The sequence below is a fragment of the Rhizobium sp. LjRoot258 genome (genome assembly GCF_964254185.1).
Taxonomy (GTDB): Bacteria; Pseudomonadota; Alphaproteobacteria; order Rhizobiales; family Rhizobiaceae; genus Rhizobium.
Genome location: NZ_CAXUST020000001.1, coordinates 1,984,699 through 1,998,506, shown reverse-complemented (window position 1 = coordinate 1,998,506; position 13,808 = coordinate 1,984,699). Strand labels below are relative to the sequence as shown.

Sequence of the window (13,808 nt, the reverse complement as noted above, 5' to 3'; positions counted from 1 at the left end):
GCATGGAAAAGACCTGGAACAACAAAGCCTGGTTTCTAGTTCTACCAGTTCTGGTACTGGTTGCCTTCTCAGCCGTCATTCCGCTGATGACCGTTGTGAACTACTCGGTGCAGGACACGTTCGGGAACAACGAGTTCTTCTGGGCGGGTACGGACTGGTTTGTGCAGACGCTTCATTCCGACCGCTTCTGGGCGGCATTGCAGCGCAATCTCGCCTTCTCGCTGATCATTCTGGCGTTGCAAATCCCGCTTGGCATCTTCATCGCGCTGAACATGCCGAAGAAAGGGCTCGGCGTGCCGGTCTGCCTCGTGCTGATGGCGCTGCCGCTGCTCATCCCATGGAACGTGGTTGGTACGATCTGGCAGGTTTTCGGTCGTGTCGACATCGGCCTGCTCGGACATACGCTGGAAGCACTGGGGTTTGACTACAACTATGTCCGTGACCCGATCGATGCGTGGATCACCATCATCGTTATGGACGTCTGGCATTGGACAAGCCTTGTCGTACTGCTCTGCTATGCCGGCCTCGTCTCGATCCCGGATGCCTATTATCAGGCGGCGAAGATCGACGGCGCGTCGCGCTGGTCCGTCTTCCGCTATATCCAGCTGCCGAAGATGAAGCGGGTGCTTCTGATCGCCGTGCTGTTGCGCTTCATGGACAGCTTCATGATCTATACCGAGCCTTTCGTCGTCACCGGTGGCGGTCCCGGCAACTCGACCACGTTCCTGTCGATCGACCTCGTGAAAATGGCCGTCGGCCAATTCGACCTCGGTCCAGCAGCGGCAATGTCGATCATCTACTTCCTGATCATCCTGCTACTCTCATGGATCTTCTACACCGTGATGACCAGCGGCGACGAGAACGCGTGAGAAAGGAGAGGACCATGGCTCAGACAATGAAATACAAGCCTGCGGGCAACTTCTCCTGGGTCGTTTCGACGATCTACATCATCTTCCTGCTGCTGCCGATCTACTGGCTGATCAACATGAGCTTCAAGGAAAATGCCGAGATCACCGGCACCTTCTCGCTCTGGCCGCTTAACCCGACGCTCAGGAACTACACAGTTATCTTCACCGATCCGTCCTGGTACAACGGCTACATCAATTCGATCACCTATGTCGTCATGAACACGGTGATCTCGGTGCTGGCAGCCCTTCCAGCGGCCTACGCCTTCTCGCGCTACCGGTTCCTCGGCGACAAGCACCTGTTCTTCTGGCTGCTGACGAACCGGATGGCGCCGCCGGCCGTGTTCGCGCTGCCGTTCTTCCAGCTCTATTCGGCATTCGGGCTGATCGACACTCATATCGCGGTTGCGCTCGCGCACTGCCTGTTCAACGTGCCGCTGGCGGTCTGGATCCTCGAAGGCTTCATGTCCGGCGTGCCGAAGGAGATCGACGAGACGGCCTATATCGATGGCTATTCCTTCCCGCGCTTCTTCGTGAAGATCTTCATGCCGCTGATCGCATCAGGCATCGGTGTCGCCGCTTTCTTTTGCTTCATGTTTTCGTGGGTGGAACTGCTGCTCGCCCGCACGCTGACGACGACGGCGGCCAAGCCAATCTCGGCGATCATGACGCGAACGGTGTCTGCCTCGGGTATGGACTGGGGCGTGCTGGCGGCAGCCGGCGTGCTGACCATCATTCCCGGCGCGCTCGTCATCTACTTCGTACGCAACTACATCGCCAAGGGCTTCGCGCTCGGTCGCGTCTGACAAGGGAGGACCACTCATGCATTTTTCCTGGATGGCGTGGACGCTGCCGACAGCATTGTTTTTCCTGACGATTCTCATGCTGCTGGTCGGCATGAGCGTCTGGGAGTATTTCGCGCCGGGCGGTTCGCCGCGTGTGGGAATCCTCAGGTTTGAAACCACGCGAGGAGACCGGCTCTTCGTATCGCTGCTTGGCGCAGCGTTCATTCAACTCGCATGGCTGGGTCTTGTCGGACCCAACCTGTGGTGGGCTCTTGCCCTCTCCGTAGTCTACGCCATCGGCGTCTTCCGCTACGTGTGACGGCAGGGAAAGACAGATGGCCGGGGGTACTGGCCGCCTGAAACGTGAAGACCGCAATCGCAACCTTGGGAGGATATTATGCGAAAGCATTTACTAGCGACAACAGCAGGCATGTTGCTGGCCATGGCGGGCTCCGCCTATGCCGGCATGGATGAGGCGAAAACCTTTCTGGACAAGGAAGTCGGCGAACTCTCGACGCTTTCCCGCGCCGACCAGGAAAAGGAAATGCAGTGGTTCGTCGATGCGGCAAAGCCTTTTGCCGGCATGGACATCAAGGTTGTTTCCGAAACGCTGACGACTCACGAATATGAATCGAAGGTTCTGGCGCCAGCCTTTACCGCCATCACCGGTATCAAGATCACGCATGACCTGATCGGCGAAGGCGACGTCGTCGAAAAGCTGCAGACACAGATGCAGTCGGGCGAAAACATCTACGACGCCTATGTCAACGACTCGGACCTGATCGGTACGCATTGGCGCTACCAGCAGGCCCGCTCGCTGACCGACTGGATGGAGAAGGAAGGCAAGGACGTCACCAATCCTGGCCTCGACATCAATGACTTTATCGGCACCAAGTTCACGACGGCACCTGATAAGAAGCTCTACCAGCTTCCCGACCAGCAGTTCGCGAACCTATACTGGTTCCGCTACGACTGGTTCAACGACGAGAAGAACAAGGCCGACTTCAAGGCGAAGTACGGCTACGATCTAGGCGTTCCGGTCAACTGGTCCGCTTATGAGGACATTGCCGAATTCTTCACCGGCCGTGACGTGGGCGGCAAGAAGGTCTTCGGCCATATGGACTACGGCAAGAAGGATCCGTCGCTCGGATGGCGCTTCACTGACGCCTGGCTCTCGATGGCCGGCAACGGCGACAAGGGTCTTCCGAACGGCCTTCCGGTCGACGAGTGGGGCATCAAGGTCGATGAGAACTCGCGTCCCGTCGGCTCGTGCGTCGCGCGCGGTGGTGACACCAACGGCCCGGCCTCTGTCTATGCGATCCAGAAGTATCTGGACTGGTTGAAGGCCTATGCACCACCGGCAGCGCAGGGTATGAACTTCTCCGAATCCGGCCCCGTTCCGGCGCAGGGTGAAGTGGCCCAGCAGATCTTCTGGTACACCGCGTTCACGGCTGATGCCGTCAAGCCCGGCCTGCCAGTGGTCAACGAGGACGGCACGCCGAAATGGCGCATGGCACCGAGCCCGCACGGCGTCTACTGGAAGGACGGCATGAAGCTCGGCTATCAAGACGTCGGTTCCTGGACGCTGATGAAGTCGACACCTGACGATCGCGCCAAGGCTGCATGGCTCTACGCGCAGTTCGTGACCTCGAAGACGGTGGACGTGAAGAAGAGCCATGTTGGTCTCACCTTCATCCGCGAATCCACCATCCGCGACAAGAGCTTCACGGAACGCGCTCCGAAGCTCGGCGGTCTGATCGAGTTCTACCGCTCGCCGGCCCGCGTCCAGTGGTCGCCGACCGGCACCAACGTTCCTGACTATCCGAAGCTGGCACAGCTCTGGTGGCAGGCCGTCGGCGATGCATCTTCGGGTGCGAAGACCGCGCAGGAAGCCATGGATTCGCTTTGCGCCGAGCAGGAAAAGGTCCTGCAACGCCTCGAGCGCGCCAAGGTGCAGGGCGATATCGGTCCGAAGCTCGCCGAAGAGCATGATCTCGAATACTGGAACAAGGACGCGGTCGCCAAGGGCAACCTCGCTCCCCAGTTGAAGATCGAAAACGAGAAGGAAAAGCCGGTTACCGTCAATTACGACGAACTGGTCAAGAGCTGGCAGTCCAACTGATCAGCGGCATTTGGTCGGGTACGAGGCCCTACCAATAGCAATGCCGACGGCGCGCGAACGCCGTCGGCACCAACCACCCCATGGAATGACCTATCGCATCAGCTGGCGCGTTCGCGGCGGCGAGGCGAACTATTGCGCCGGAGAAGACAATGAGCGGCCATATTCTCGCGATCGACCAGGGCACGACGTCCTCGCGCGCGATCGTCTTCGACGCCGGGATGAAGATGATCTCTTCTGCGCAGGAAGAGATCAAGCAATCCTATCCCCAACCAGGTTGGGTCGAGCATGACCCGGATGAGATCTGGACCACGGTGGTCAATACGGCACGGAAGGCTTTGGCAAACGCCAACGTTCCAGTGGCCGATATCGCCGCAATCGGTATCACCAACCAGCGTGAGACGACCGTTGTCTGGGAGCGAAAGTCGGGCAGGGCGCTCTATAAGGCAATCGTATGGCAGGATCGGCGCACGGCCGAGGTCTGCGACAGTCTCAAGGCAGACGGTTACGAGAAGCTCTTCAGCGCAAAGACGGGTCTGCTACTGGATCCATATTTTTCCGGAACGAAACTGCGCTGGCTGCTCGATAATGTCGACGGATTGCGGGAGCGTGCCGAGGCTGGCGAGGTGTGTTTCGGCACTGTCGACAGCTGGCTCATCTTCAATCTGACCGGCGGACGCGTTCATGCCACGGATGCCACCAACGCGTCGCGAACGCTGCTTTTCAATATAACGGAGGGCCGGTGGGACGAGGAGCTTCTTGGCCTCCTCAGGATCCCGGCAGCCATGCTTCCGGAGGTCAAGGACTGCGCCGACGATTTCGGCGTCACCGATCGCGATGTCTTCGGGGCAGCCATCCCAATCCTCGGTGTTGCCGGCGACCAGCAGGCGGCCACCATCGGCAATGCCTGCTTCAAGCCCGGCATGATGAAATCGACCTATGGGACAGGCTGCTTTGCCCTGCTGAATACAGGGCGCGACTGCGTGGCATCCAGCAACCGGATGATTACGACGATCGCCTATCGGCTCGGCGGCAAGACGACCTATGCGCTGGAAGGCTCGATTTTCATCGCCGGTGCAGCCGTGCAATGGCTCCGCGACGGCCTTGGCCTTATTTCACAGGCATCGGAGAGCGGCACGCTGGCGACGCGAGCCGATCCCAATCAGCGGGTCTATGTGGTACCGGCCTTTACGGGGCTCGGCGCTCCTTATTGGGATCCAGAGGCGCGGGGTGCGATTTTCGGCTTAACCCGAAACAGCGGCCCGGCCGAATTTGCGCATGCGGTACTCGAATCCGTGGCCTACCAGACGCTCGATCTGCTGATCGCGATGCGGAAGGATTGGGGCGGCCATCACATCGAGACGGTCCTGCGCGTCGATGGCGGTATGGCCAGTTCCGACTGGACGATGCAGCGTCTTGCCGATGTGGTCGGCAATCCGGTGGACCGGTCCGCTGTTTTGGAGACAACGGCGCTGGGGGCGGCCTGGCTGGCGGGTTCGAGAGCGGCGGTCTGGCCGGATCACGAGCAATTCGGAAAGGCTTGGGCCTGCAGCAGGCGGTTCCAGCCGTCAATGGAGGAGGCCGAGCGGCAGACGAAGATCGCCGGTTGGCGCAATGCCGTGTCGCGTACCCTATCCGGCGCGCAATACGGCAATCCGCTGGCGTGAACCGCTCAATGTATGCTCGCCCTTTAGATGCGGCTGCGATGCCTCGCCTTCAAGCGTTCAGGTGACTGTCAGAATATCCGGCCATGGCTGGCCAATATTATCGGCGGCCATGAACTACCTATGATCCAATCCTGGTTCCGTCGACGCCAAATCTGGACGCGGAGACGACCAATTGAAAGATAGTGCCACCAAGGCCCGCCTGATTGACCGGCGGCCCGCAATCGGCAGCGTGACCCTTTGCGTTGCTACCACTCTCTACCTGCTCTTTGTGACAAATCACGCGTTCTGGAGCACTGCCTACGGCGATTTCGCTACCGATCGTCTGTCGTTCGTGCTGTTTGCGATCGGTATTTCGGCAGTCAGCATGGCAATCGTCACTGCTTTCTCTGCAAAGTACGTTACCAAGCCGTTTCTGATCCTTTTCGTGCTCGCGGCAGCCGCTGGCTCCTGGTTTACCGATCAGTTCGGGGTGATCGTGGACAAGGAGATGATCCGCAATGCAGCTGTGTCGACAGGCGCGGAGGCAGGGCACTTGATAACGGTGCGCTTTGCGCTTCATATGCTGCTCACCGGAATATTGCCGTCGCTTCTCATTGTGTGGGTGCGTATCCGGCATCGGCCGATGCTGTCGAAGCTTGCTCATAATACGGGCGTGATTCTGGCTTGCCTGGCTGTCTTCGCCACAGTCGGATTCGGCGACTACCGGGCCTTTGCGGGTGTCGGGCGGGCTCATAGGGACATCCTCGAGAGGTTAAATCCATTTGCGCCGATCACAAGCACCATTGGCTTTGCCGTCTCGTCCGAGGAGGATGCGCATGTCACTGCTGCGCCGCTTGGCATAGATGCGCATCGGGTAAATACGGCCGGTCTAAACAAGCCGCGCGTGACAATCATCGTCGCCGGCGAGACTGCCCGTGCAGACGATTTCTCGCTTGGTGGCTATCCGCGCAAGACCAATCCGGAACTCGAAAAGCAGAACATCGTCTATTTTCCGAATACGAGCAGCTGCGGTACAGCGACGGCAATCTCGATTCCTTGCATGTTCTCCATCTATCCGCGGACGGCCTATACGCATCGCAAGGGCCTTGCGACCGAGAACCTTCTCGACGTGCTGAGCCACGCCAAGGTCGACGTGTCCTGGCTGGACAACGATACCGGCAGCTATCACGTGACTGACCGCGTCGCCTATACTTCGCTGCCGAAGTCTAACGATCCCCGCTTTTGCAAGGACGGCGAGTGCCATGACGCCATCCTGCTCGACAAGGTCGACGATTGGCTCGATCACGTGAAGGGTGACAGCGTCTTAGTCCTCCACCAGCTCGGCAGTCACGGGCCTGCCTACTTCGCTCGTTACCCCGATGAGTACCGACGCTTCGTTCCCGACTGCCGGGCCAATGACTTTGGCAGCTGTACGGCCGAAGAGATCACCAACGCCTACGACAATACCATCCTCTATACGGATCACGTCGTTTCGACCGTCATCGACAAGCTCAAGCAGCATTCTGAGAAGGTCGCGGGTGCCGCGATCTACGTATCGGATCACGGTGAATCGCTTGGCGAGAACGGCATCTACCTGCATGGTGCGCCGTATATCGTGGCCCCGTCGCAGCAGACGCACGTGCCGTTCCTGGCGTGGATCAGCGACGATCTCGCAAAATCCGCCGGCTTCGACACGAGCTGCATGGCCAAACAGACGGATGACTCCCGTTCACATGACAACCTGTTCCACAGCGTGCTTGGGCTGATGGATGTGGCGACCACGGTGTATGATTCGCATCTTGATGTTTTCGCCGCGTGTCGCCGGCAGACGGACAAGACGGCAAGTATCCAGTGATGAACTAGCCAGCCTTGGTGTGCTGCCGCAGCGGTTAGCCGTGGCCTACTGGTATTGGCCGCCTCTTTTGGGCGGCCACTCAGGATTCAGTGCTTGCGGTTTGCCGCTTTCATCCGCTCCGAAAGTTCCGAGAGCCCGAAGGGCTTCACCAGGAAATCGTCTGCGCCACTTTGCAAGCCCTCGATCTGATCCGAGGTCTGGTCATGGGCTGTGAGAATGATGACGGGGACGAAATTCGCTTGTCGTCTAAGCGACTTCAGCAGAGTAAGGCCGTTGCCATCAGGTAAGCGCAAGTCGAGCAGAATTACGCCGTACTTGCCGGTTCCGGCCGCTTCTGTCGCTTCGGCGAGGTTGAGGCACCAGTCGACTGAATGACCGTCGGCCGCGATATGATCGCGCACGGCATCTCCCAGCAGGACGTTGTCCTCAACCAACAATACGTTCACGCGTCATCTCCGCTGCTGCGTGCCTGCCTTGCGGCAGCATGCCCAGTCACCATGATGGTTTCGCTTGGCGCCGCCGCAGAGCGTCGCCAGGATTTCTAATGAGGTCGCTAGCTGACAGTGGCCTTAAAGCTGCGTGGTGGTCGCGTTCAAAAGCTGCCGTGGCGAGCGCTCTGGAGCTGTGCCCTGGCAAAGCGACCAGCCGAGCGAAATGTGCTCTTGGCGAGCTTTGACTCACGCCGGTGTTCTGACGTCAGAGCCGGCCAGCAGCGAAAGCTCGCCCGCGGTTTTCATCACCATGGTGATCGTCTGGCTGATGTCGGGTGAGGCCGGCGCGTTGACCAGGGCAATATAGGGACAGGTAAGGGCTGCAATGCAGCGACCGTCCGGCCCAAGGATCGGCGCCGACAGGTTGTGGACGCCTGCCGTCTGCGCGCTCGCCATCATTTCGTAGCCGCGCTCGCGGATATGGGCGAGGCGCTCGTAAAACTCCGGGCCGAGATTCACCTCCTCGCGGCTGCGTGCATGTTCTGCGATCATCATCTGTCGCTCTTCGTCGCTTCGGAAGGCAAGAAGCACGTGGCCGGAACCGGTGTCGAAGAGACTAATATGGGAACCGACGCGGATCGAGATGCCCCAATAGTCCGGCGCCTCGTGCTGGGCGATCACCACCGCCGAACCGCGATCAAAGACGACCAGATGGTTCGCCTGCTTGGTCCGTTGCGCAAGCTCGCGCATCAACGGTGTGGCGAAGGAAGCCAAGCGGCGCGTCGGCGCATGCAGTTGCGACAGCCCGAAAAGCTTGAGCGTGAGGGTGAACCGATCGCCCTCCAGCTTGGTGACGTAGCCGCGTCGGACGAGGCGGTCGAGCATGCGATAGAATTCGTTGGGGCTGCGATCGAGACGTTTGGCGATCTCCGCCTGGGTCAGCCCTTCCTCGACACTGGCCAAAAGCTCAAGGATATCGAGCCCCTTGTCCAGCGCCGGGGCGCGGTATCGGTCAGCGTCATCAGCTTCCATCAACTTCTCCTGTGAATACGAACTTACATATACAAATGTGCAATTGCCGAAAAGCGTAAGTTGATATCGGGTTGCCCGCCCGCGCGTCTTGTATATAAAAAGAAAACTCATTCATGAGTTGTCGGCGGCAACGCAGCGTGGTCGTCTTGGCACGATGTTCCAAGCTTGCCGTCTGATTGGTCGGTGCCATCTATAGAACCGAACACCCGCGTAACCGAATTCGAGAACGCCATGACCCGTATCACCGACCTTCGCGTCTTCGACCTCCGTTTTCCGACGTCGCAGAGCCTTGATGGCTCCGACGCGATGAACCCCGATCCCGATTACTCCGCGGCCTATGTCGTCTTGGAGACCGATGAAAGCGGCCTGTCCGGCCACGGGCTCACCTTCACCATCGGTCGCGGCAACGACATCTGCTGCATGGCGATCGAGGCGATGCGCCATCTGATCGTCGGCGCTGAGCTTGCCGATATTCTCGCTCATCCAGGCAGGTTCTGGCGGCACCTCACCAGCGACAGCCAACTGCGCTGGATCGGGCCGGAGAAGGGCGTGATGCATCTCGCGACAGGTGCTGTCGTCAACGCCGTCTGGGACCTGCTCGCCAAGCAGGCCGGCAAGCCCGTCTGGAGACTGGTGGCGGAGATGTCGCCGGAGGAGATCGCCGACATTGTCGACTATCGCTATCTGACCGATGTTTTGACCCGCGATGAGGCGATCGAGATTCTGAAGCGCGCGGAGACTGGGAAGGCCGAGCGGATCGCGACGCTCGAGACGGAGGGTTACGCCTGCTACACGACCTCGGCCGGTTGGCTTGGTTATGACGATGCGAAGCTGCGCCGCCTGTGCCAGGAAGCGATCGACGCGGGCTTCAACCATGTGAAGATGAAAGTCGGCCGCGACCTCGAAGACGATGTCCGTCGCCTGAGGATCGCCCGCGAAGTGATCGGTCCTGACCGTTACTTGATGATCGATGCCAACCAGGTATGGGAGGTGCGGCAGGCGATCGATTGGGTGAACAAACTCGCTTTCGCCAAGCCGTTCTTCATCGAGGAGCCGACGAGCCCGGACGATGTTGCCGGCCATCGCAAGATCCGCCAGGCGATCGGTCCGGTGAAGGTTGCCACCGGCGAAATGTGCCAGAACCGCATCATGTTCAAGCAATTCATCGCTGAAGGCGCGATCGATATCGTGCAGATCGACTCCTGCCGCATGGGTGGATTGAACGAAGTATTGTCCGTCCTGCTGGTCGCAGCGAAGTTCGGGCTGCCGGTCTGGCCGCATGCGGGCGGCGTCGGGCTTTGCGAATATGTCCAACACCTGTCGATGATCGACTACGTCGCCGTTTCCGGAACAAAGGACGGGCGCGTTATCGAATATGTCGATCACCTGCACGAGCACTTCCTCGATCCCTGCGTGATCAGGGATGCGGCCTATATGCCGCCGCAAAAGCCGGGCTTCTCCATCGAGATGAAACCTGCTTCGATCGCCGACTATACGTTTCGGGGATAGACCTTTTCCCGGCTGCGTACGCAGTCGCGGCCTCTTTGTCTGGCGCGGCCGCCGCCTCTGCCCGCTCGGGTCCTATGGCGACCTTCTCCATCGACTATGAATTGCGGACAGGCTAGGTTCGTGCCCCGCGCGCTTCGTGCGACAAGGTCATCTATATTCCCGGGAATTTTGAGATGTTTCTGACGGATGGAGAATTCAGTGAAATCAAGGCGTTTCGACGTGAGCTTCACCGTAATCCGGAAGTGTCCGGTGAAGAGGTGCAAACCGCGTTGCGGCTGAGGGAGGAACTCAGTCTTACCGGATCCGATTGCATCGTTGCCGACATCGGCGGACATGGCCTAGCAGCCGTCTACGAGGGGGCGGCGCCAGGTCCAACGATCATGATCCGTGCGGAACTGGACGGCCTGCCGATCGACGAAATCTCCGATGTAGCACACCGCTCGACTGTGCCGGGCAAGGGTCACCTCTGCGGCCATGACGGCCATATGGCGATCCTGATGGCGCTCGCAAAAGGGCTCGGGCAGAGGCGGCCTGCGAGAGGGCGGGCGATCCTGATGTTCCAGCCGGCCGAGGAGAACGGTGCGGGCGCGGCGGCCGTGCTTTCGGATCCGAAGTTTGCGACACTGGCGCCGGATATGTCGCTCTCACTTCACAATTTCCCCGGCGTCCGGCTCGGCCACGTCCTGCTGAAGGAAGGGCCGGTCAATTGCGCGTCGCGCGGAATGAAGATCGTTCTGAAGGGCAAGACATCGCACGCTTCGTATCCGGAGCAGGGCATTGCGCCGACTTTCGCGATGGCGCGGCTGCTCGATGATCTGACAACACTGGGCAATAACGGTCCGCTTGGGCCAAATTACTCGCTGGTGACGGTCACACATGCGCGTCTGGGGGAACCGGCGTTCGGCATCAGTCCCGGTGAAGCGCAGATCTGGGCAACCTTGCGGACGCTGACCGATGAAGCGATGACTGCGTTGGTTTCGCGGGCCGAGGAACTGGTATTGACCCAGGCGAAAGCCGGACAGTTGCAGGTGGAGATCAGCTACGAGGACGTGTTCCACCAGTGCTACAATTCCGCCGAAGCGGTGGCGGAGTTGCGCCAGGCGCTAGATGACGAGGGCGTGAGCCATGACGATGCAAGCGGCCTGCTGCCGATGAAAGCATCTGAAGACTTCGGTCTGTTCCGGACCGTGGCGCCCGCCGCGATGTTCTTTCTCGGGGCAGGCGAAGATCATCCGCGCCTGCACAACCCCGACTACGACTTTCCCGATGAGCTGATTGCCATCGGATCGCGGGTATTCATGCGGGCCATCAGAAACCTTCTCGACTGAGCCACCGCCGTGCCGCCATCCCTAAAGGAGCCATTGAACACTCCGGCCGACGATTGGCCGGAATGCGAAAGTGCCGCTTCCCGCGGCACACCGCCGCTTCACGGACAGACGCGTCGGTCGCTGCCTTCGCAACTTTTTTGCGCGCGATTGAAAACTAATCTCTCAGGTTGAAATTAAGATCGCGATCGCTGATCGACTTGCGCGCGGATTTGCGCAATATTTTCGGCGGCCGATGCATGCGCTGTTTGCGCTTGGCATCAGATCGGCACCATTCGACTTCCTCCAGAGTGCAATGGGATTATCATGTTTGCTCAAGACATCATGAATACCGACATCACGACGATCAGCGCCGACAGCAGCGTGCATCAGGCAATCGACCTGATGGTTGCCAAGAATATCAGCGGCCTGCCTGTGATCGACAACGACGGCAACCTTTGTGGCCTGCTGACGGAGGGCGATCTGCTTCGCCGCATCGAATTTGGTGGCGGCAGATCCGCCGGCAACTCCGATGAAACATCGCTCGTCGATTTCGACGACTATATCCGCAGCCGCAGCTGGCGGGTATCAGATGTCATGTCCGCAAGCGTGATCAGCGTTACGCCGGATACGCCGGCGGCGTCCGTCGCCGAGGTGATGTTCCAGCACAAGATCAAGCGTGTTCCCGTCGTCAGCGGCAAGCGACTCCTTGGCATTGTCAGCCGCATCGATCTCCTGAAGGGCATCGTTGCTGCACCGGCCGAGAGAACGGCAAGTGGTGACGATGCCCTCGCTCGTGCCATTCGAGCAAGACTGCAGGGCGACCTCGGTCTCGACACCGTTGCGATCAAGGTATCGGTTCAAGATTCCAGAGTAGTGCTTGAAGGGACGGTATCCAGCGAACTGGAACGCCGCGCTATCCGCGTGCTGGTGGAGAACGTCAAGGGCGTCAGCGGCCTTATCGACAAGCTGAGCCTGGCCTGATTGGAGATCCTAGGCTGCCGAGCGCAGGAGCTTTTTGGCGTGCGTTGCCATCAGGCGTTCCTCGTTTGTCGGGATCACGAGCGTCTTGAAATCACCGAGGAAGCGGAGCCTTCCGAGGATTGCCTCGCGCACCGGGCCGGCGTGCTCGCCGATCCCGCCCGTGAAGACGAAGGCATCGATGCCGCCCATGGAGACGGCCATCATCGCCGCATGCTGTGCCGTTTTCAGAGCGAAATATTCGAGGGCGAAGGCGGCGTGCGGATCGTCGCTGCGAAGCAACGCCTCGACGTCATTGCTGATGCCGGACAATCCCTTCAGGCCGGAACGCTCATAGAGGATATCCTGGACGGTCTCGACGCCGAGATCCAAGTCGTGAAGCATGTAGAGGACGGCGCCGGGATCGATTGATCCGCTGCGCGTTCCCATCGGTATGCCGTCGAGCGCGGTCATGCTCATCGTGGTATCTACGCTGATGCCGTTCTTCAGCGCGCAGAGGCTGGCGCCGTTGCCGAGGTGGCCGACGACGACGCGGCCGGCACAGAGGTCCGGATAGTCCCTGGACAGCACCTGCGAGATCCACTCGTAAGAAAGCCCGTGGAAACCATAGCGGCGAACGCCTTTGTCGCGCATCTCCTGCGGCAGGGCGAAGCTGCTGGTCAATTCATCGTGCCCCGCGTGGAAGGCGGTATCGAAGCAGGCGATATCGGGCGCTCCGCTTGCGAGCCTGGCCGAAGCGGTGATACCGGCGAGGTTGTGCGGTTGGTGAAGCGGCGCCAAAGGGATCAGCGCTTCGAGGCGGCACATCACCTCGGGCGTGACAATGACGGGCTCTGCGAAATCCTGCCCGCCATGGACGACGCGATGCACAACCGCCGCTGTGCGCCAGGCGTGGTCGTTCCCGCCGATGAGGTCCATCACGGCGCTGAGGGCCGATCCGTGATCCGTGTTCGCGGGCAGGGAGGTTTGCGTCTCTTGTCCATCGGGGAGCTTGGTGCGCATCTCAGCTGTGTCACCAATGCCGGTGACCTTGCCGCTCATCAGCACGTTTAGGATCTGATCCTCGAAAATCTGAAACTTGAGGCTCGATGAGCCGGCGTTGAGAACAAGCAGCGTGTCGATCATCGAATTGTGCTCCGACTCCGGTCACGTGAATGGTGAAGCGATGCTGTGTCAGGAGCCAGGTGCGACCCGCGCAGCCGGGGAGATCACATTGACGCTGCCCCTGCGCGCCACGGTGG

The 13,808-nt window shown here is 59.9% G+C and carries 12 protein-coding genes; 9 read left to right on the top strand and 3 right to left on the bottom strand.

The window, feature by feature from the left end; genetic code table 11:
* The first annotated feature begins 2 nt into the window (after positions 1–2).
* From ACSQ9D_RS09975 to ACSQ9D_RS09950, 6 genes are all read left to right on the top strand, one after another.
* Positions 3–869, top strand: coding sequence for a carbohydrate ABC transporter permease (locus tag ACSQ9D_RS09975; RefSeq protein WP_029709946.1), 867 nt, complete (start codon positions 3–5; stop codon positions 867–869).
* Positions 870–883: 14 nt separating this feature from the next.
* A complete protein-coding gene (locus ACSQ9D_RS09970) occupies positions 884–1,711 on the top strand; it encodes a carbohydrate ABC transporter permease (protein WP_037123711.1) in 828 nt (275 codons plus the stop codon).
* Positions 1,712–1,727: 16 nt separating this feature from the next.
* The gene (locus ACSQ9D_RS09965; RefSeq protein ID WP_436282097.1) at positions 1,728–2,009 is read left to right on the top strand and encodes a DUF2160 domain-containing protein; all 282 of its coding nucleotides are present in this window, start codon (positions 1,728–1,730) and stop codon (positions 2,007–2,009) included.
* Between the two features lie 78 nt (positions 2,010–2,087).
* Positions 2,088–3,812, top strand: coding sequence for an ABC transporter substrate-binding protein (locus ACSQ9D_RS09960; protein ID WP_037123716.1), 1,725 nt, complete (start codon positions 2,088–2,090; stop codon positions 3,810–3,812).
* Between the two features lie 149 nt (positions 3,813–3,961).
* The gene (gene glpK, locus ACSQ9D_RS09955; protein ID WP_436282096.1) at positions 3,962–5,476 is read left to right on the top strand and encodes a glycerol kinase GlpK; all 1,515 of its coding nucleotides are present in this window, start codon (positions 3,962–3,964) and stop codon (positions 5,474–5,476) included.
* A gap of 172 nt (positions 5,477–5,648) precedes the next feature.
* Positions 5,649–7,310: a phosphoethanolamine transferase gene (locus ACSQ9D_RS09950; RefSeq protein WP_436282095.1), complete on the top strand. Its 1,662-nt coding sequence runs from the start codon at positions 5,649–5,651 to the stop codon at positions 7,308–7,310.
* Between the two features lie 86 nt (positions 7,311–7,396).
* Here the strand turns inward: ACSQ9D_RS09950 and ACSQ9D_RS09945 are convergent, their stop codons facing one another.
* Both ACSQ9D_RS09945 and ACSQ9D_RS09940 read right to left on the bottom strand, forming a co-directional pair.
* Entirely contained in the window at positions 7,397–7,756 is a 360-nt protein-coding gene (locus ACSQ9D_RS09945) for a response regulator (protein ID WP_436282094.1), read from the bottom strand.
* 231 nt (positions 7,757–7,987) lie between these two features.
* On the bottom strand, positions 7,988–8,773 hold the full coding sequence (locus tag ACSQ9D_RS09940; RefSeq protein WP_037123723.1) for an IclR family transcriptional regulator: 786 nt from the start codon (positions 8,771–8,773) through the stop codon (positions 7,988–7,990).
* 231 nt (positions 8,774–9,004) lie between these two features.
* Between ACSQ9D_RS09940 and ACSQ9D_RS09935 the strand changes: the two genes are divergently transcribed.
* The 3 genes from ACSQ9D_RS09935 (at position 9,005) to ACSQ9D_RS09925 (ending at position 12,570) form a co-directional block, all read left to right on the top strand.
* Entirely contained in the window at positions 9,005–10,282 is a 1,278-nt protein-coding gene (locus ACSQ9D_RS09935; RefSeq protein WP_436282093.1) for an L-fuconate dehydratase, read from the top strand.
* 173 nt (positions 10,283–10,455) lie between these two features.
* Entirely contained in the window at positions 10,456–11,610 is a 1,155-nt protein-coding gene (locus ACSQ9D_RS09930) for an amidohydrolase (protein WP_436282092.1), read from the top strand.
* Between the two features lie 303 nt (positions 11,611–11,913).
* Positions 11,914–12,570, top strand: a complete 657-nt coding sequence (locus tag ACSQ9D_RS09925) for a CBS domain-containing protein (RefSeq protein WP_436282091.1) — start codon at positions 11,914–11,916, stop codon at positions 12,568–12,570.
* Positions 12,571–12,579: 9 nt separating this feature from the next.
* Here ACSQ9D_RS09925 and ACSQ9D_RS09920 read toward each other — a convergent pair whose 3' ends face one another.
* A complete protein-coding gene (locus tag ACSQ9D_RS09920) occupies positions 12,580–13,692 on the bottom strand; it encodes an acetate/propionate family kinase (RefSeq protein ID WP_436282090.1) in 1,113 nt (370 codons plus the stop codon).
* Between the last annotated feature and the right edge of the window lie 116 nt (positions 13,693–13,808).